This is a genomic window from Gemmobacter caeruleus, assembly GCF_008271655.1.
In the GTDB taxonomy this organism is placed as follows: Bacteria; Pseudomonadota; Alphaproteobacteria; order Rhodobacterales; family Rhodobacteraceae; genus Gemmobacter; species Gemmobacter caeruleus.
This window is the reverse complement of sequence record NZ_VKKX01000044.1, coordinates 47,763-68,137: the sequence shown is the minus strand read 5'-3', so window position 1 is coordinate 68,137 and position 20,375 is coordinate 47,763. Positions and strand designations below refer to the sequence as shown.

General features: G+C 65.5%; 12 protein-coding genes. 8 read left to right on the top strand and 4 right to left on the bottom strand.

What is annotated here, in order from left to right:
• Positions 1-19: 19 nt before the first annotated feature.
• The gene (gene guaB / locus FOA17_RS13715; protein ID WP_149142075.1) at positions 20-1,468 is read right to left on the bottom strand and encodes an IMP dehydrogenase; all 1,449 of its coding nucleotides are present in this window, start codon (positions 1,466-1,468) and stop codon (positions 20-22) included.
• A gap of 249 nt (positions 1,469-1,717) precedes the next feature.
• Here guaB and FOA17_RS13710 point away from each other — a divergent pair, with 249 nt between their 5' ends.
• Complete coding sequence (locus tag FOA17_RS13710) at positions 1,718-2,413, top strand: type 1 glutamine amidotransferase (RefSeq protein ID WP_149142074.1); 696 nt, start codon at positions 1,718-1,720, stop codon at positions 2,411-2,413.
• Here the strand turns inward: FOA17_RS13710 and FOA17_RS13705 are convergent.
• A complete protein-coding gene (locus FOA17_RS13705; protein WP_149142073.1) occupies positions 2,410-2,691 on the bottom strand; it encodes an usg protein in 282 nt (93 codons plus the stop codon). The genes FOA17_RS13710 and FOA17_RS13705 overlap by 4 nt on opposite strands.
• A gap of 222 nt (positions 2,692-2,913) precedes the next feature.
• Between FOA17_RS13705 and gyrA the strand changes: the two genes are divergently transcribed.
• The 7 genes from gyrA (at position 2,914) to FOA17_RS13670 (ending at position 14,235) form a co-directional block, all read left to right on the top strand.
• Positions 2,914-5,607, top strand: coding sequence for a DNA gyrase subunit A (gyrA, locus tag FOA17_RS13700; RefSeq protein ID WP_149142072.1), 2,694 nt, complete (start codon positions 2,914-2,916; stop codon positions 5,605-5,607).
• A 96-nt stretch (positions 5,608-5,703) separates the two neighbouring features.
• Entirely contained in the window at positions 5,704-6,054 is a 351-nt protein-coding gene (locus FOA17_RS13695; RefSeq protein ID WP_149142071.1) for a DUF6614 family protein, read from the top strand.
• A 27-nt stretch (positions 6,055-6,081) separates the two neighbouring features.
• Positions 6,082-7,419 (top strand): methylenetetrahydrofolate--tRNA-(uracil(54)-C(5))-methyltransferase (FADH(2)-oxidizing) TrmFO, encoded by a 1,338-nt coding sequence (gene trmFO / locus FOA17_RS13690; protein ID WP_149142070.1) that lies wholly within the window; start codon positions 6,082-6,084, stop codon positions 7,417-7,419.
• Complete coding sequence (gene gluQRS / locus FOA17_RS13685; RefSeq protein ID WP_149142069.1) at positions 7,401-8,240, top strand: tRNA glutamyl-Q(34) synthetase GluQRS; 840 nt, start codon at positions 7,401-7,403, stop codon at positions 8,238-8,240. The genes trmFO and gluQRS overlap by 19 nt, the downstream gene beginning before the upstream one ends.
• A gap of 116 nt (positions 8,241-8,356) precedes the next feature.
• On the top strand, positions 8,357-9,520 hold the full coding sequence (locus FOA17_RS13680) for an efflux RND transporter periplasmic adaptor subunit (protein ID WP_149142068.1): 1,164 nt from the start codon (positions 8,357-8,359) through the stop codon (positions 9,518-9,520).
• Positions 9,521-9,523: 3 nt separating this feature from the next.
• Positions 9,524-12,610 carry an efflux RND transporter permease subunit gene (locus FOA17_RS13675; RefSeq protein WP_149142067.1) on the top strand — a complete coding sequence of 1,029 codons (3,087 nt, stop codon included), beginning with the start codon at positions 9,524-9,526 and terminating at the stop codon, positions 12,608-12,610.
• Positions 12,611-12,747: 137 nt separating this feature from the next.
• On the top strand, positions 12,748-14,235 hold the full coding sequence (locus FOA17_RS13670; RefSeq protein WP_149142066.1) for a CAP domain-containing protein: 1,488 nt from the start codon (positions 12,748-12,750) through the stop codon (positions 14,233-14,235).
• A gap of 60 nt (positions 14,236-14,295) precedes the next feature.
• On the opposite strand, the gene FOA17_RS13665 is transcribed toward FOA17_RS13670, so the two are convergent.
• Together FOA17_RS13665 and FOA17_RS13660 are read right to left on the bottom strand one after the other, a co-directional pair.
• On the bottom strand, positions 14,296-17,835 hold the full coding sequence (locus FOA17_RS13665; protein ID WP_238991823.1) for a porin family protein: 3,540 nt from the start codon (positions 17,833-17,835) through the stop codon (positions 14,296-14,298).
• Positions 17,836-17,937: 102 nt separating this feature from the next.
• On the bottom strand, positions 17,938-20,375 hold a 2,438-nt coding region (locus FOA17_RS13660; RefSeq protein WP_162528262.1), incomplete at its 5' end, for a DUF7507 domain-containing protein.

Genomic DNA, 20,375 nt, shown 5'->3' with positions numbered 1-20,375 from the left:
GGAGCCTCCTGCGCGGGCCTCAGCCCACCCGGTAATTCGGGCTTTCGCGGGTGATCTGCACATCATGGACATGGCTTTCCTTCAGACCCGCCCCGGTGATGCGCACGAAATTGCAGCCCTGCCGCATCTCGGCCACGGTGCGATTGCCGGTATAGCCCATGGCGGCACGCAGACCGCCGACCATCTGGTGAATGACGGTGGAAACCGGCCCCTTGTAGGGCACCTGCCCCTCGATCCCTTCCGGCACCAGCTTGTCCGAGGCGGCGTCCTTCTGGAAATAGCGGTCCGCACTGCCGCGCGCCATGGCGCCCAGGCTGCCCATGCCGCGATAGGATTTGTAGCTGCGGCCGTTCCACAGGATCACCTCGCCCGGGCTTTCATCGGTGCCGGCAATGGCAGAGCCGACCATGGCGCAAGAGGCGCCGCCCGCAATGGCCTTGGCGAAATCGCCCGAGAACTTGATGCCGCCATCGGCGATCACCGGGATGTCCCCGGCCGCGCCGGCGCTGTCCATGATCGCGGTCAGTTGCGGCACGCCCACCCCCGCCACGATCCGCGTGGTGCAGATCGAGCCCGGGCCGATGCCCACCTTCACCGCATCCGCCCCCGCGCCGATCAGGGCGCGCGTGGCCTCGGCGGTGGCGACGTTGCCGGCGATGACCTGCACGGTATTCGACAATCTCTTGATCCGCTCTACCGCGCGGGCCACGCCTTCGGAATGGCCATGCGCGGTGTCGATCACCACCAGATCCACGCCCGCCTCGATCAGCGCCTGGCTGCGTTCAAACCCGGCATCGCCCACGGTGGAGGCTGCGGCCACGCGCAGCCGGCCCAGATCATCCTTGCAGGCATGGGGGTTGAGGACCGATTTCTCGGTATCCTTCAGGGTCAGAAGCCCGGTCAGCTTGCCCGCGCCATCGGTCACCAGCAGCTTTTCGATCCGCCGCGCCTTCATCAGGCTGATCGCCTGATCACGGTCCACCGGCTCGCGCAGAATCGCCAGATTGTCAGAGGTCATCATGACCGAAACCGGCGTCTTGTCATCGGTGGCGAAACGCATGTCGCGATTGGTCACGATGCCGACGACGCGGCCCTCGGCATCGACCACCGGAAAGCCGGTCACATTGTAGCGTTCCTGCAATTCGCGGGCATCGGCCATGGTCTGATCGGCGCGCAGGGTGATCGGCGCGTAGACCACACCGGATTCGAACCGCTTGACGCGCCGCACCTCACGCGCCTGCGCCTCGATATCGAGATTGCGGTGGATCACCCCGATCCCGCCCGATTGCGCCATGGCGATCGCCATCCGCCCCTCGGTCACCGTATCCATCGCCGAGGAGAGCAGCGGAATGTTCATGCGGATCGCCTTCGTCACGAAGGTCGAGGTATCGGCATCGGAGGGCAGCACATTGCTTGCCGCCGGAACCAGCAGAACATCGTCAAAGGTGAGCGCCTCGCGAATCTCCATGGGAGCCTCCTGCACGGGTCATGGGATGGGATCGTTTGGCGGTTCCCCTTTTCACGGGGCGGCGCGGAGTGCAAGCGGAATCGCCGCCTCGACAGGCGCCGGGGGGCGGTCTGCCCCCCCTCTTGCGGCGCAGGCTTCCCGCCTGCGGATAGTTGGAAAAAGAAGAAAGGCGGCAAGGTCGGGTCACGCCCGGGCTTGCGGCGCGGCCTGGCCCATGCAGGATGCAGACGCCGGAGCGAGAGAGGTTTCATGCGCGTTGCCATCGTGGAAAACACCGCCATCACCCATCACGGGCAGGTCGGCGTCGCGCTGCACGAGGCCGGCGCGCGGATCACCCAGTTCCGCCCTTTTGCCGATGGCGGCCTGCCCGATCTGGCCGATCATGACGCGCTGGTGGTGTTTGGCGGCGAGCAGAACGCGCTTGACGATGCGCGCCACCCCTATCTGGCGGAACTGGCCACGCGAATGCGGGCGTTTTCCGAGGCAGATCGCGCGGTGCTGGGCATCTGCCTGGGCAGCCAGATCCTTGCCCGCGGCTTTGGCGCGGCGAACCATATCGGCCAGCACCCGGAATTCGGCTGGTGTGGCGTGCGGCCCACCGTTGCGGCGGCGGCGGATCCGGTCTTTGCCGCATTGCCGGCGGAATTTCCGGTCTTCCAGTGGCATTCCGACACATTCGACCTGCCCGAAGGCGCGGTGCATCTGGCCACGGCGCCCGGCGTGGCGCATCAGGCCTTTCGGCTGGGCCGCGCGACCTATGGCACGCAGTTCCATTTCGAGGCGAACCGCGCCGTGGTGGCGGACTGGAGCCGCACCTTCCCCGATCTGACCGAGGCGATGCGCCCCGGCTGGCAGGCGGAACACCCGCTGCGGGCAGCGCGCGAGGGGGCGGAGGCCGATGCGATCGGCCTGACACTGGCCCGGGCCTTTGTCGCGCGGATCTAGTGGCGCGTCGGCGGCAGCGGCAGTTCCGCCACCACATTGCGCCATTCCCCCGGCCCGATCAGCTTGCGATGGGTGAAGCGCACCGAATGCAGCGGGCCGTCGATCTTTTCCTGCCAGAACTCGATGAAGCGGAACAGCCGCGGGTAATCGGGCGCCAGATCGTAATCCTGCCAGATGAAGCTGTTCAGCACATGCCGGAAATCCGGCATCCGGTAATAAAGCTCTGCCGTCGTCAGCCCATAGCCGCGCAGCATCAGCTCCGTCTCCTGATGATCCATACCAGACCTCTTGCGTTACGTCAGCCAGTCCAGCATGCGCCAGAATCGTGTTTTTTCAATGAAAACAGATTGCTGCCCGCGTGGCGCGCCTGCGGGCAGATGCGCGGTTGCACCCCATATCCGCGATGGTCTATACTGCGCCCAACTAAATCTTGAGGGCGCGCGCCCTCGCAGCAGAAAAGGCGGGCCGGGGTGAGCGATCAGCCGGAAGATACGGAAAACATGGAAGAAATTCCGCGCAGCCCCGCACATGGGCCGCAGGTCGCCATCGAGCAGGAGATGAAGACGGCCTATCTCGATTACGCGATGAGCGTGATCGTGAGCCGTGCCATCCCCGATCTGCGCGACGGCCTGAAACCTGTGCATCGGCGCATTCTTTATGCGATGCACGAAACCGGCAATACCCATGACAAGGCCTATCGCAAATCGGCGCGTCCGGTCGGCGACGTGATGGGGAAATACCACCCCCATGGCGACAGCGCGATCTATGACGCGCTGGTGCGGATGGCGCAGCCCTTCAGCATGTCGCTGAAACTGCTTGATGGCCAAGGGAATTTCGGCTCCATGGATGGCGATAACGCCGCCGCCATGCGCTATACCGAAGTGCGGATGGACAAGCCCGCCGCTTTTCTGCTGGCCGATATCGACAAGGATACCGTCGATTTCCAGGACAATTATGACGGCAAGGACCGCGAGCCGACCGTCCTGCCCGCACGCTTTCCCAACATGCTGGTCAATGGCGCGGGCGGCATCGCCGTCGGCATGGCGACCAATATCCCGCCGCACAATCTGGGCGAGGTGATCGACGGCTGCCTGGCCATGATCGAGAACCCCGACCTGTCCTCGGAGCGGCTGATGGAGATCATCCCCGGCCCGGATTTCCCGACCGGCGGGCAGATCCTCGGCCGCGGCGGCATCCGCAAGGCCTATCTGGAGGGGCGCGGCTCGGTCATCATGCGGGCCAAGACCCGGATCGAGGAGCTGCGCAAGGATCGCTGGGCCATCGTCGTCGATGAAATCCCCTATCAGGTGAACAAGGCGGCGATGATCGAAAAGATCGCCGACCTCGTGCGCGAGAAAAGGTTGGAAGGCATCGCCAATATCGCCGACGAATCCGATCGCGTCGGCGTGCGGGTGGTGATCGAACTGAAGCGCGACGCGACGCCGGATGTGGTGCTGAACCAGCTCTTCCGCTTCTCGCCGCTGCAAACCTCGTTCGGCTGCAACATGCTGGCGCTGAACGGGGGCCGGCCCGAAACCCTGGCGCTGCGCGATTTCATCAGCCATTTCATCACCTTCCGCGAAGAAGTTGTGGCGCGACGCACGGCGTTTGAACTGCGCAAGGCACGCGAGCGTAGCCATATCCTCTGTGGTCTGGCCGTGGCCGTGTCGAATGTGGATGAGGTGGTCGCGACCATCCGTTCCTCTGCCGACCCGGCCGAAGCGCGGGAAAAGCTGATGACCCGCCGTTGGCCCGCGCATGACATTGCCGCCTATATCCGCCTGATCGACGATCCGACCCATACGATCAACGCGGACGGCACCTATAACCTGTCCGAAATCCAGGCCCGCGCCATTCTGGACCTGCGCCTGCAACGCCTGACAGCGCTTGGCGTCAAGGAAGTGACGGACGAACTTGAAGAACTGGCCGCAAAGATCAAGGATTACTTGGAAATCCTGTCATCGCGCGAAAGGATCATGGGCATCATCTCGGCCGAACTGACCGAGGTGAAGGAACTGTTCGCCATTCCCCGCCGCACCGAGATCGTCGATTGGGCCGGCGACATGGATGACGAGGATCTGATCGAGCGCGAGGATATGGTCGTCACCATCACCTCGGGCGGCTATATCAAGCGCACGCCGCTGGCCGAATTCCGCAGCCAGAATCGCGGCGGCAAGGGTCTGGCTTCCATGGCCACCAAGGAAGACGATGTCGTCACCACGCTTTTCGTGGCGAACACCCATACGCATCTGCTGTTTTTCACAACGGATGGAATGGTTTACAAGCTGAAGTGCTGGCGCCTGCCGCTGGCCGGTCGCACCTCGCGCGGCAAGGCCATCGTCAATATCCTGCCGATCGAGGCGGGCGTGTCCATCGCCGCCCTGATGCCGGTCGATGTGCCAGAGCCCGAATGGGACAGCCTGCAAATCGTCTTTGCCACCTCGGATGGCGACGTGAGGCAGAACGACCTGAGCGATTTCACCAATGTGAAGCGCAACGGCAAGATCGCGATGAACCTGCCCGAAGGCGTCTCGCTGGTGAATGCCGCCATCGCGGACGAGAATGACGACGTGATGCTGGTGACCGCCGGCGGCCGGGCGATCCGCTTCTCCACCACGGAGATCCGGGTGTTCAAGTCGCGTGGCTCGACCGGGGTGCGTGGCGTGCGTCTGGCCGAGGGCGATCGCGTCGTGTCGATGTCGATCATCCGCCATTTCGAGGCCGACCCCGCCGAACGCGCGGCTTATCTCAAGCAGCGCAGGCTGATGGCCGGCAATCTTGAGGACGAATCCGAAGTCGATGACGAGGAAGTGGTGGCCGAGGGCCAGCTCTCGCCCGAGCGTTATGCCGAGATGTCGGCGGCCGAGGATCTGATCCTGACGATTACCTCAAAAGGTCTGGGCAAGCTGTCATCCAGCCACGATTATCCTGTGCGCGGGCGGGGCGGCCAGGGCGTCACCGCCTTTGAAAAATCCATGCGCGGCGGGCCGCTGGTTGCCTCCTTCCCGGTGGATATGGCCGATCAGATCATGCTGGCGACCTCGACCGGGCAGTCGATCCGCGTGCCGGTCGATCAGATCAGCTTCCGCTCGCGCTCAGCCGGCGGGGTCAAGGTCTTCAACACCGGCGGCGACGAAGAGGTCGTGTCGGTGGCCCGTGTCGCCGATCAGGGCGATGAGGGCGACGCGGCCTGATTGCCTAGGAAATGCTGAAAAAGGCCGGGGTTGCGCCCCGGCCTTTATCTTTTGGCAAGGCGAATCGCGCTCTGCTACCCGAAAGGGAGAGCCGCGATGAACCTCTATCACTGCCTGATCGAACTGAAATCCGAAGCCCGCGCCCTGGCCTTTGCCAGTGCGGTGCAGGCCTGGATGGCGCATATGCAAGGCCTGGGTCTGGTGCAGGGCTGGCGCCTGATGCGGCGCAAGTTCGGGCTGGCCGCCGGCGCCCATCCCGATTTCCTGCTGGAGATCGACCTTGCCGATCTCGCCAGCCTCGACGCCGCCTTTACCACATTGGGCGCCGGGGATGACCGCGCCAGCCGGCTCTATGACCAGATGCACCAGATGATCGCCCAGGTAGAGGTGGGGCTATACCGTCCCTATCCCGATCCGGCGCAGCGGGAACGCATTGCCTTGATCTGAACCGCGCATGGGTCTATCCCACGGCCCATGCGCGAGACACTTCACATCATAGGCGGCGGGATGGCCGGGTCCGAGGCGGCCTGGCAGGCGGCTCAGGCCGGGGTTCCGGTCGTTCTGCACGAAATGCGGCCCGCCATCGGCACCTTTGCCCACCGGACCGGCAGCCTGGCAGAGATGGTCTGCTCCAACTCCTTCCGTTCGGACGATGACGAACGCAATGCGGTCGGTCTGCTGCATTGGGAAATGGGGGCGGCCAACGGGCTGATCATGGAAATGGCACGGGCGCATCGTCTGCCGGCCGGCGGCGCGCTGGCAGTGGACCGCGATCCCTTTGCCGAGGCCGTGACCGCCCGGATCAAGGAGCATCCGCTGATCACCGTAACCGCGGGCGAGATCACCGAATTGCCGCGCGACGGTCAGTGGATCATCGCGACCGGCCCGCTGACCAGCGGCGCCCTGGCCGAAAGCATCCGGGCCGAGACCGGGGCCGACAGTCTCGCCTTTTTCGACGCCATCGCGCCGATCGTCTATGCCGAAAGCATCGACATGTCCGTGGCCTGGCTGCAAAGCCGCTATGACAAGGGCGAAACCGAGGCTGAACGCACGGCCTATATCAACTGCCCGATGACCAAGCCGCAATACGAGGCCTTCATCGACGCGCTGCTGGCCGCCGACAAGACCGAGTTCCATGCCGGCGAAACCGCCGGTTATTTCGACGGCTGCCTGCCGATCGAGGTGATGGCCGAACGCGGGCGCGAAACGCTCCGCCACGGCCCGATGAAGCCGGTGGGCCTGACCAATGCGCACAAGCCCGAGGAAAAGGCCTATGCCGTGGTGCAGCTGCGCCGCGACAACAAGCTCGGCACGCTCTATAATATCGTGGGCTTCCAGACCAAGATGAAATACGGCGCGCAAACCGCTGTTTTCAAAATGATTCCGGGGCTGGAGAACGCCAGTTTCGCCCGTTTGGGCGGCATTCACCGTAACACCTTCATCCATTCGCCCAGCCTGCTGGACGCGCAGATGCGGCTGAAATCGCGGCCCAATATCCGCTTTGCCGGGCAGGTCACCGGGGTTGAAGGCTATGTCGAAAGTGCGGCCATGGGCCTGCTCGCGGGTCGCATGGCCGCGGCGGAAATCAAGGGCGAAACCCTGCCGCCGCCGCCGCCCGAAACCGCCATGGGCGCGCTGGTGACCCATATCACCGGCGGGGCCGAGGCCAAGACCTTTCAGCCGATGAATGTCAATTTCGGGCTGTTCCCGCCGATCGACGCCAAGGGCGGCCGTCGTGGCCGCAAGGATCGCTACAAGGCCTATACCGACCGCGCCAAGGATGCGTTCACGCAATGGCTGGCGGCGCAGTAACCCGCTTTGCCCCATCGCCGACCGGGCCCCTGCATCTGGGCCATGCCTATGCCGCGCTGGTGGCGCAGCAACGCGCCGGCGATGGCCGTTTTCTCTTGCGGATCGAGGATATCGACCGCGCGCGCTGTCGGGCGGAATATGAGCAGGCGATCCGCGACGACCTGCATTGGCTGGGCCTGCGCTGGCCAGAGCCGGTATTGCGTCAGTCTGATCGCCTGAACATCTACGCACAAGCCACTGATAAATTGTTAGAATCTGGCCTCGCCTATGCCTGTGTCTGCACCCGGGGCGATATACGGGCTGCCCTGTCGGCGCCACAAGAGGGTGATCCGGCGATCGGGCCGGATGGGCCGGTCTATCCCGGCACCTGTCGCGGCCGGGGCCATGATCCCGCACAGGCCGCGATCCGGTTGGACATGCGCGCGGCCATGGCGCGCACCGGCCCGCTCCGCTTTGACGAGACCGGGCCGCGCCACGGCGGAACCCACCTGAGGAGAGCGGCGGAAATGATTGAAACCGTTGGCGATATCGTGCTGTCACGGCGCGATTTCGGCACCTCTTATCACCTTTCGGTCGTCATTGACGATGCCGCGCAGGGCGTGACCGAGGTGACGCGCGGCGAAGATCTGTTCGCGGCGACGGCGATCCATGTCCTGCTGCAACGCCTGCTGGGCCTGCCGACCCCGGCCTATCACCATCACCGCCTGATCCGCGACGATCAGGGCAAGCGGCTGGCCAAGCGTGACGATGCGCGCGCACTGGCGAAATACCGCGCCGAGGGGGCGACGCCGCAAGATATTCGCAGCCTTCTGGGGTTCTGAGCGACGGAAGCGCGGGCGCACGGCGTATCATCCCGGCGCAACTGCGGTTGTCCGCCCCCGCCCGCCGGTCTAGCCTGCGCGCAAGGGACGGATTTTCGCCGGAACAGGAAGACCCCATGACCTTTGCCCCCCGCCTGCTTGTTCTTGCCCTTTGCCTTGTGGCCGCGCCGATGGCCTGGGCGCAATCCGGCCCGCCCGGGGGCGCGGCGCGGGGGCCGACCAAGGTTGGCGTGATGGAACTGGCGCGTCTGGCGGTGCCACGCCGGTCCACCCTGCCGGGGCGCGCCGTCGCCTTTCAGGAGGCCAATATCCGCCCCCGCGTCACCGGCATGGTGACCGATATCCTCTATACTCCCGGCCAGCCGATCGAGAGCGGCGCGCCGATGTTCCGGCTCGACAAGGCGAGCTACGAGGCCGAGGTCGAAAGCGCCCGCGCCACCGTCGCCCAGGCCGAGGCCGCGCGCAACCTGGCCGAGGCGGCGGCGCAGCGCGCCCGCGCGCTGGAGGGGTCGGGCTCCACCCGGGTCACGGTCGAAAGCGCCGAGGCCGAGGCCGCCCGCGCCCGCGCCGCCGTGCAAAGCGCCGAGGCCGCGCTGCGCGTGGCCGAACAGCAGCTTGGCTGGACCGAAATCACCAGCCCGATCCGCGGCATTGCGGGCTTTCCCGCCGTTTCGGTGGGCGATCTGGTGACCAATGGCCAGGGCGACGCGCTGGCAACGGTGACGACGCTGGATCCGATCTATGTCGATCTTTACGAACCCGCCGCGCGCATCCTGTCGATCCGCGACCAGATCGCGCGGGGGGCGCTGACGCCCGAAGAAAAGCTGGAGGTGCGGCTGACGCTGGAAAACGGTCAGGTCCATGCCGGCACCGGGCAATTGGTGGCGCCCTCGATCAGCGTCTCCACCACCACCGGCACGCAGGATGTGCGCTTTCGTTTTGACAATCCCGACCGGCTGATCCTGCCCGGCATGTTCCTGCGCGGCGAGGTGGTGCTGGGCCGGATGCAGGCGATCCGCGTGCCGCAACGCGCGGCCACCATCGGGCAGAACGGGGTGCTGTCGCTGTTTCTGGCCCGCGACGGCAAGGCCGCCAGGGTGCAGGTCAGCGCGGCCGGCAGCGACGGCAATGACTGGCTCATCACCGAAGGTCTGGAGCCGGGCGCGCTGCTGATCGTGGACGGGCTGACCAACCTGCGCGACGGCGCCCAGGTGGAGACGGTGCCCGTCACCATCGACGAGACCGGCGTGGTGCGCGACACCGCCCCGGCCGGGAACTGACCCATGGCAGAGTTTTTCATTCACCGCCCGGTCTTTGCCTGGGTGCTGGCGCTGATCACCATGCTGGCCGGCGCCTGGGGCCTGACCACGCTGCCCATCTCGCAATATCCCGACATCGCGCCGACCACGATCCGCATCTCCACCAGCTATCCCGGCGCCTCGGCCGAGACGACCGAGAATTCGGTGACCACGGTGATCGAGGACGGGCTGACCGGGCTGGATGGCTTGCTCTATATGTCGTCCTCCTCCTCGGCGACGGGGCGGGCATCGGTCACGCTGGTCTTTGATGACAGCGTGGACCCCGACATGGCGCAGATCCAGGTGCAGAACAAATTGCAACTGATCCAGTCGGGCCTGCCCGAAACCGTGCAGCAGCGCGGGGTCAGCGTCACGCGCTCCACCTCGTCGATCCTGATGGTGGGGGCGCTGGTCTCCGAGGACGGGGCCTATAATTCGTTGCAACTGGGCGATCTGATGGGCCGCATCGTCGAGGGCCCGGTGCTGCGCACCCCCGGCGTCGGGTCGATCAACAGCTTTGGCTCGGGCTATGCGATGCGCATCTGGCTCGATCCGCTGAAGATGGCGCAATATCAGGTGACGACGGCCGACATCACCTCGGCCGTGTCGGAGCAGAATACAACCGTCACGGTGGGCAGCCTGGGCGCGCAGCCCGTGGTGCCGGGCCAGCAGCTGTCGGTGGCACTGTCGGCCCAGACGCAGCTTGCCTCGGTCGAGGCGTTCGAGCGGATCATCCTGCGCACCGACCCGGACGGATCGACCGTGTTTCTGGGCGATGTCGCCAAGGTGGAGATCGGCCAGGAAAGCTATGGCGCCGCCTCGCGCTTCAACGGCAAGCCGGCGGCGGGCTTTGGCATCAACCTTGCGACCGGCGCCAATGCGGTGGACACGGCCGAGGCCGTGCGCGCCACCCTCGCCCGCGTCGCCGCCGCCCTGCCCCAGGGCGTCAGCATCGAATATCCCTATGACACCTCGCCCTTTGTCGAGGATTCCATCGAGCGCGTCTATCACACCCTGGCCGAGGCGGTGGCGCTGGTCTTCCTTGTCATCCTCGTCTTCCTGCAAAGCTGGCGCGCGACGATCATCCCCACCATCGCGGTGCCGGTCGTGCTGCTGGGCACCTTTGGCATCCTGGCGGCGGCGGGGCTGACCATCAACACGCTGACCATGTTCGCGCTGGTGCTGGCCATCGGCCTGCTGGTCGATGACGCCATCGTGGTGGTGGAAAACGTGGAGCGCGTGATGGAGGAAGAAGGGCTGGAGGCCCATGCCGCCACCTCGAAATCCATGCGCCAGATCACCCCCGCGCTGGTCGGCATCGCGCTGGTGCTGTCGGCGGTATTCCTGCCCATGGCTTTCATGTCGGGTTCGACCGGCGTGATCTACCGGCAGTTCAGCGTCACCATCATCTCGGCCATGATGCTGTCGCTGGCGGTCGCGCTGATCCTGACGCCAGCGATGTGCGCAAGCCTGTTGCGGCCCCGCCGCCATGATGGCGGCATCGCCCCGGCGCGCTGGTTCAACCGCGGCCTCGACCGCACCACCCGCGGCTATGCCGGCGCCTCGGGCTGGACGGCGCGGCGGCCGCTGCGCATGGCGGTGCTGCTGGCCGCCCTCAGCGGCGGGGCGTTCTGGCTCTATGACCACCTGCCCTCGTCCTTTCTGCCGCAAGAGGATCAGGGCGTGCTGATGGCGCAGGTGCGCCTGTCCGAAGGATCGACCACCGCCCAGACCGAAGCCGTGCTGGAGGAGGTGGAACACTGGCTGTTGCAAGAGCGCGGCGCCGTGGTCGAAAGCACCTATGGGGCGCTTGGCTTTTCCTTTGGCGGCGGCGGGCAGAATACCGCCATGCTGTTCATCAAGCTGAAACCCTTTGCCGACCGCCCCGACACCAGCGCCGCCGCCTTTGCGCAAGAGGCCTCGCGCCGGTTTTCCGGTCATCGCGCCGGGCGGATCGTGTTCAACCAGCCGCCCGCCATCCAGGGCCTCGGCAATTCTTCGGGCTTCAGCTTCTACCTGCTGGATCAGGCCGGCAATGGGCCTGCCGCACTGCAACAGGCGGCGGTCGATCTGGTCGCGGCGGCTGAAGGCGCGGGCAAGACCGGGTCATTCCGCGGACATGAGACGACCTTCCGCCCGGCGCTGCGGCTGGATATCGACCAGCAGAAGGCCCGCGCCATGGGCCTGACCCTTTCCGAGGTGAACGGCATGTTGTCGGTGATCTTCTCGGGGCGTGAGGTCAACGATTTCCCGCTGGGCACCGAATTGAAGCCGGTGATCGTGCAGGGCGCCGCCGAATATCGCATGCAGCCCGCCGATATCGACGGCTGGTTCGCGCGCAACAAATCGGGCGAAATGGTGCCCTTTGCGGCCTTCATCACCCAGAGCTGGGACGAGGCCTCGCCCTCGCTTGACCGCTATGCCGGGTCGCGCGCGCAGGAAATTTCCGGCGCGCCGCTGGAGGGCGTGACCACCGGCGCCGCCATGGACGAGATGGAGGCCCAGGTCAGCGCCCTGCCCGGCGGCTATGGCCTGGCCTGGACCGGCATTTCCTATCAGGAAAGGCTGTCGGGCAATCAGGCGCCGATGCTGTTCGCGCTGTCGGCACTGGTGGTATTCCTGTGCCTTGCCGCGCTTTACGAAAGCTGGACGGTGCCCTTTGCCGTCATGCTTTCGGTGCCGGTGGGCGTGCTGGGGGCGATGGTGGCGGCGCTGGCCTTCGGCCAGTCCAACGATGTCTATTTCAAGGTCGGCCTGCTGACCACGATCGGTCTTGCCGCGCGCAACGCGATCCTGATCGTGGAATTCGCCCAAAGCCTTGTGGCGCAGGGGGCGACGCTGATCGACGCCGCCGTGCAGGCCGCGCGGCAGCGCCTGCGCCCGATCCTGATGACCTCGTTCGCCTTCCTGCTGGGCGTGCTGCCGCTGGCCACGGCGACAGGCGCTGGCGCGGCGGCGCAGCGCGCGATCGGCATCGGGGTTTCCGGCGGGATGCTGGCCTCGGTCGCCCTCGGCATCTTCATGGTGCCGGCCTTCTTTGTCGGCGTGCGGCGGCTGTTCGGGCGCGGCTGACCGCCGCGCCCCGCCACAATTGCCGCGAAATTGGCTTGAATTTTCCTTATTTTCCCAAGCCTTGCCACGGGCCTTCCTTACCCGGGCCTAACTGATCGGCTGCTTTAGTCGGACTTGCCCAGTCCGCGGAGCAGCCGATGAGCATCAATGCCTATGAACAACTGATGATCGAACTGATCAATCGCGCCCGGCTGGATCCGGCGGGCGAGGCGGCGCGGATCGGGATCGAGTTGAACGATGGCCTGTCGGGGCGGCGCATCACCACGCAATCCTATCAGCCCCTTGCGGTGAACGAGGATCTGGGCACCGCCACGGACCGGCACAGCCGCTGGATGCTGGAGAATGAGACCGTCGGCCATAGCGGCGCCAACAAATCCGATGCCGGCGACCGGATCACCGCCGCCGGTTATCATCTGGGCAGCAATTCAAGCTGGAGCGAGAATATCGCCTTTCGCGCCTCCAGCGGCAGCCTCGACCGCGAGGAAGCGATCCTGAAACAGCATGAAAGCCTGCTGGAAAGCCCGCTGCACCGGCTGAACATGTATCGCAGCGCCTCGCGCGAGGTGGGCGTGGGTCAGGTGACCGGCAATTTCGATGGCTACAGCGCCTCGCTGGTGACGCAGGATTACGCCTATAACGGCAACAAGGTCTTTATCACCGGCGTCGCCTATCGCGATCGCGACGGCGATGATTTCTATTCCGTCGGCGAAGGCCGCGGCGGCGTCACGATCCGCGCCGAGGGGCAGCATACCGCCAGCGCCAGCGCGGGCGGCTATGCGCTGGCCCTGGACGATGGCGGCCAGATCACCGTCCGCGCCACGCTGGGCACGCATTTCGCCCGGCTGCAACTGACGCTGAGCGACGAGAATGTGAAGCTCGACTTCATCGGCACGTCCGAGGTCGCGGCCTCGACCGATCTGAAACTGATCAGCGGCCTGCGTCATGGCACCTTGCTGGGGGTCGATCACCTCGATCTGGCCGGCAATCAGCGCGACAACCGGCTGACCGGCAATGCCGGGCGCAACGAATTGTCGGGCGGCGCCGGCGATGACCGGCTGACGGGCGGCGCCGGTGCGGATCGGCTGCTGGGCGGCCGCGGGCGCGATCTGGCGGATTATTCCGGGTCGGAGGATGGCGTGCGCGTCAACCTGACCGCCGGGCGCGGGCGGTTCGGCGATGCCGCCGGCGACCGTCTGCAAGGGATCGAGAATATCAAGGGCTCGGCCGCCGATGACAGCCTGACCGGCAATGATTTCCGCAACAAGCTGATCGGCAATGCCGGCGATGACCTGCTGCGCGGTGCGGGTGGCGCCGATACGCTGATCGGCGGCGCCGGGAGCGACACGCTGAATGGCGGCGCGGGCGATGACCGGCTGTATGGCGGTGCCGGCGCCGATACCTTTCTGTTTGCCTCAGGCGACGGCCGCGACACCATCTTCGGCTTCCGCGAGGGCAGCGACCGGCTGGCGATCAGCGCCGATCTTCTGGGCGATGCCGGGCTGGAGGGGCTGGATCTGACCATCCGCGCCGGGCGCAGTGTGATCAGCTTTGACAGCGGCGACAGCATCACCCTGACGGGGCATCACAGCGCCGCAGGCATCCTGGACGCCATCGACATCATCTGATCTTAGCGCAAGACATGAAAAAACCGCCGCAATCCATTGGGATTACGGCGGTTTTCACATTCAGAATGTGGCGACGATGTTGAAGAACGCGCCTTCCTTGCGGCCCTCGATCTCGCGCAGATCGCTGGACACATCGCCCCACTGATAGCCGATCCCGGCCTTCAGGTTGTTGCCGAAGTGCCGCCAGACCCCCAGCACCGCGCCGGTTTCGGTCACGCCGGTTTCCTTGAACTTCATCGCGCGGGCTTCGGCCATGATGTCCCAGCTATGGGTCACATGGTAGTCAAAGCGCAGGATGCCCAGGGTGGCGGTGCTGTCGGTAAAGACGGTGCTGCCGCGATCCTCGACCTTGGATTTGCGATAGCCGAGCTTGGCCCCGACCGTCACCTCTTGCGTGATATCGTAATTCACATCGGCGCTGAAGATATGCGATTTCTGCCGCGGGCCATTCAGATTGCCCTCGAAATTCACCTGATCCGGCCCCGGAAGGTCATAAAGATAGGTGTAGCGCAGCAGCGCGTTGAAGCGGTCGTGGTTGACCGGGCGGTAGGCCAGGCCCAGATTGGCCTCGACATATTTACCGTCGCGCAACGAGGACTGATCGGATTCCGACACCAGCGCGTCGATATTGGCCAGCAGCCGCAGATCCTCGTTGATGCGATAGCGGGCATAGCCCGAGATGCCCCAGGTCTTACGGTCGCGCCGGTTGTCCGACCCGTCTTCGCGGCGGAACTCGCCCGAGAGGCCGGCTTGCAGACGCTCACCCTCGGCATAGCGCACCCCCATGGAGATGCCGCGCCGCTTGAGCGTGCCGGAGGTCGGATCCTCAGAAGTGCCATAGATGATCGCGCCGTCGATCGCCCATTGGTCATTCGGCGTATAGGTCACGCCGTAGGAACTGGACAGCGACGGCCGGTCGCCCAGCCGGTCATAGGTGTTTTCGGCGCGCATGGTCAGCGCGTCGGAGATGCGGCTTTGCGCCCCTACGACCCAGACCCCGCCATCGGTGCCCGAGAAGCCGGCCTCATCATATTGCCGCATCGGATCAAGGCGATAGCCGACGGTGAACTGGCTGCCGGCATTCGGTTCATAGATCGCCATCGCATGCCCGGCGCTGCCCAGCGACCCGTCGGAGATCTCGGCCTCGAAGGACAGTTTCTCCGACACGCGGGCCTTGGCGCCGATGCCGACCCGGTCATTGCGCGGCAGGCCGCCGCTGCGATGCAGGGTGGACTGGCCAAAGAACCAGGCGCTCAGATCCGCGTCGCGGGTCCAGGTCAGGCGCACCGCGGCATCGGTGCGGGTGCCGTTGCGCGCCGCGACCGCAGTCGGGTCAAAGCGGTCGGTATGGGCGATTTCGGCCTCGGCCTTCCAGCGGTCGTCGATCTGATAGACCGTGCCGATCCGCGCATCCTCGCGCCGTTCGCCATTGTCGCGCTTGAGCTTTTCATAGCCAAAGGTCAACGAACTGCGCGCGCTGAGCTTCACATCGCCCGCCAGGCCATAGGCCTCTTGCCCGATGTCGATATCGTAGTCGGAGGAGACAAAGCCCGCCTCCTTCTTGTCGTAATAGGCCGAGACCGTGCCCTGCATCCGGCCATTCGACAATTCGGCCAGATCGCCTTGCGCCTCCAGCCGGATCGATTCCGCCGGGCGGCCCTTGGCGCCCACGGTCAGCTCATCGCCGAAATCGAGCCCGCCATTGAGCGACAGCGACGAGCCGAAGCCCGGCCCCTCGCTGCGGGCATATTCGGCCGACAGATAGGTGCGTTCGCTATGGCGCAGCAGCATGTCGATGCCGACCAGATCATTCTCGGCCAGGCCCGTGGTTTCACGCAGCGCGCTGGCGCCGATGCGCAGATTGTCGGTCACCCAGGCTTCGACCCGGGCGCCGGTGGACATGCCATCGACATTGCCGGTGGTCGGCACATATTCGTATTGCGCCACCAGATTGACGTCATACTGGCCCAGCGGACGGTCCACCACCAGACCGCCACCCGCACCCGATTCCGGCAAGGGCCGCTTGAGCAGGATCAGCCCCTGGAAATAATTGACCTCGTAATCCTCGCCCTCGATCAGGCGCTGCTGACGCACCACCAGCCCGGTGACCGGATCGCGCCATTGCACATAGACCGTGGCGGTGCCGGTCAGGATATCCTGACGTTTCAGGAAATAGGTACTGCCGCCGGTGCCGCGCAGCACATCGCGCTGTGCCAGCCGGTCGGGCTGCGCCGCATAGGCCGAAAAGCGCAGACGCGGTTCGCCATGGCTGGTCTGCTGCGCGCTTTCATGCACGGCGTTCAGACCATAAAGCGTGCGGTCGCTGCGCACCAGCTGAGGCCCATCCTCGGCGGTCTGGAAATCGCCCCACATGACGTAGGAATTGTCTTTCTGGACCTTGAGATACAGCTTGCCCGAGGTCGGCGCATCCTCGAACGAGGTCGAATCGTCGCCGAAGGTCGGATAGACATCCTCGTCGCGGATGCGGCGCAGGACGTGGTCGGCCTCCTTGGCGCCCAGATCGTTGAAGATGCGGTCCAGCTCATCCTCGCGCGTGTCGATGGAGCCGGTGATCGTCACGCCATTGGCCAGTGTGCCCTTGGCATAGCCCGCCACGCGGCCCAGCGTCGTCGTATCGCCGCCCTCATCCTGCACGGTCAGATCGACCATGCCGAAATAGAACCAGTCCTCTTTCGGGATCTCGACCTTGCGCGAGATCTCGCGCCCGCCGACGCCCACGCGCACGTCCTGCATGCCGGGCGGCAGGATGCGTTCCACCACGAAACGCCCCGAAGGATCGACCGGCACCGCCTCGCCCATCACCATGACGCTGGTGCCGGGCGTGGCCTGATCCGAGGTGACCAGAACCGAACCGCCCGCCACCGGGATGGAGCGGCGGCGCGTCATGTCCTCGCCCTCGCCCGCGGCGGTGATCGGCCCGTCCAGCACCGGATCGGCAAAGCGCACGGCCGAGCGTGAAATCGGCAGGGTGCGGGTTTCGTCATAGCGGCCGGCGCTGTCATAGACGCGCAGCGCATAGACCATGTCCTCGCTGCCCTCGGCGGGCATCACCCAGTTCACCGTGCCGTTGGGGCGCACCGGCAGCACCGCGACCACGCGGCCGGGCTGCTGCCGATCAAGGATGCGCACCTCGGATTTGGCGATATAGGCCGGGTAGTTCGACGAGGCGCGGAAGGTCACCTGATCGCCCGCCGCATAGCTGCGGCGCAGATCGTCGGTCGAAACCGCGAGCCGGGTGCGGGCACCGAGCCGGTCGAACTTCACCTCCACGCCGGCGGCGGTCAGTTGCTGATCGACCTGGCGCAGATCCTGCACCTTGACCCTGGTGCCTTCCACCACCTGCGGCGCGGCACCGGGCTCCACACCGTCGATGATGATGGAATAGCCGGTCTCGCCCAGCGGGCTGATCGCGACATCCTCCTTGGCACTTTCGGCAACCGGCATCGTCACGACGGTATTCGCATCGGAATGCACGCAGCCTTCGGGCAGGCGCCCATCGACCAGCTGACACCCTTCGACCGGGGTGACCTGCGCCTCCAGATGCCAGGGCATCAGCGCCACCACCGCCACACTTGCCATCAACACCGCCACCGATGCGCGACCCCGCGCAGGGTGAACCCGATCACCTTTCCGAACCCAGTTCGACATGCGAACCTCCCCGATGCTCAATACGCCTGTGTTTTATTGCTTTATCGTCTTTTCAATCACGAGACGGAACGCGCCATTCCCCGGCCAGTAGGTGCGCAACACCGCCTCAACGGCTCTCATCCGCGATTGTGCCACAGCACGCGACTCTCCGGCTAGCTGGTAGCTGATACGGATGGTCACGGGTGTGTCTTTTATGCGCGTCACCGTCCGGCGCAGCGCCATCACGAATTCGTCCTTCGGCTTGGTCGTGCCCGCCTGGAAGGCATTGGCCGCGACCTCGATCCGGGCCACACGGGTCACCGCGACGCCGAAGTTCACCTCGGTCATCTTGCCGGCGGTCAGCCGCACGACGCGCGGGTTTTCGGTGGTAACGCGGTGCCCTTTCGGCAGCGACCGCGTGTCCAGCTTCATCGCGAAGTTCGACCCGATATCGCGCGGCAGATCGGCACAGGCGACATGGAACCGGCCATGTTCGTCCGTGGTGATCAGCTGGCCCCGCACCGTGACGACCCGCGCCCCGGCAATGCCGCCCTCGCCCGGGTTCTGATACCCGTCGCGGTTCTTGTCATGGAACACCTTGCCGATGACCGTGCCGCAATCGAAGACCGGCTCCGCATCCACCGTGACCGAGGCCGAGGCTTCAAGGAAGGGCCGCACGATATTGGCATAGTTGGTATAGACGCCCGGTTTCACCCCGCCCGTCACCAGCGTGCTGAGCCGGATCTGCACGGTCTGCCCCGCCGCCACGCGCACCTTGCGGAACACCAGCCGCGAGCCCTGCTCATCCGGGGTCACCTTGCGCCCGTCCAGCGTGGCCGAGCCTTCGCGGAACACAAAGCCCGCGGGCAGGCGATCCACCACGGCCAGCGTGCGGTCGGTGAACTCGTTCTCGTTGGTCACGTCGATCTGCCAGGTCACCAGCTCGCCCTGTTTGACATGGGTCCGCAGGGCGGTCTTCTCGATCTTGAACTCGGGCTCCTCATCCGGGTTCGTGGTGTCGATCACGACCGAGGTCAGCGCGTCATCCGATTGCGGATCCAGCTCTGCCGTGTCGATGGTCGCCAGGTTGCGGATATCGCGGCGGCCCTGTTGCAGCATCTCGGTCTTCACCGTGGTGCTGGCCTCATAGACCCAGACCTCGTCCACATCCAGAACGTCATCGCCATCGGCATCGCCCGAGGCCAGCGCCGGCGCCTTGGTGAAGTCAAGCGCCACCCGCCCGTCGCTGCTGCCCTGGGTCAGACGATCGGTCAGCTTCACATCGGTCAGCGACACATTGCCGGTATTGGTCACGGTGATCGTGTAGTTGATCACCTGCCCGGCCTCATCCACCTTGTCCTTGTCGGCATCCTTCACGATGGTGAAGGAGGGTTTGTAATCGACCTCCGTCGTCACCTTGTCGGTGGTCGGCGGCGTGTCGTCGGTCGAGAAGGTCGCCGCATTCGCGATCGGCTCACCCGCGTCGATCATCGCCTGCGTCACCTCCAGCGTGGCCACCCAGACCCAGGTCTCGCCCGCATCCAGCACGCCTTTGGTGCCGGTATCGTCGGGCTGCTGGGTAAAGGTCACCGGCAGCGTTTCGGTCAGGACCGGGTTGGTCAGCGCCCGCGTGCCGGTATTGGTCGCCGTCAGCGTATAGGTCAGCGTGCCCGGCGCCGAGAGGCTGGTGACGTCCACCGTCTTGACGAAGGTATAGGACAGCGTGCCGGCCAGCGTCGTGGTGGCCGTGGCGGTGCCCGGTTCCACCCCGTCGGCGGTGAAGGTGGCGGTATTCACCACATCATCGCCCTGGTCGATCATCGCCTGCGTCACATCCAGCGTCGCGGTCCAGACCCAGGTCTCGCCCGCATCCAGCACCCCCGCCGCGCCCGTATCGGTGGGCGGCACGGTGATGGTCACCGGCAGATCGTCGGTCATGACCGGATTGGTCAGCGACCGCGTGCCGGTATTAACCACGGTGATCGTATAGGTCAGCGTGCCCGGCGCCGTCAGCTCTGCCTGATCCACCGTCTTGGTGATGGTAAAGCTGCGCGTGCCGTTCAGCGTGGTCACCGCGTCATCGCTTTCCGGCTCCTGGCCTTCGGCAACAAAGGTCGCGGTGTTCACGATATCCGCGCCCGCATCGATCATCGCCTGGGTGACCGCATAGGTCGCCGTCCGGGTGACCGAGCCGCCCACCGGGATCGACAGACCGCTCACCGCCGCGCCGCCGAAATCGACCGGCAGATCGTCGGTGATCGCCCCGCCCGTCAGCGTCACATTGCCGGTATTGGTCACCGTGATCGTATAGGTCAGCGTGCCGGGGGCCGAGAGGCTCGCCAGGTCCACGTCCTTAACGATGGTAAACGAGGGCGTGCGGCTGATCGTGGTCGTCGCGTCATCCGACAGCGGCGTCACCTCGGCCGCGTCGAAAGTGGCGGTGTTCACGATATCCGCGCCCGCATCGATCATCGCCTGGGTGACCGCATAGG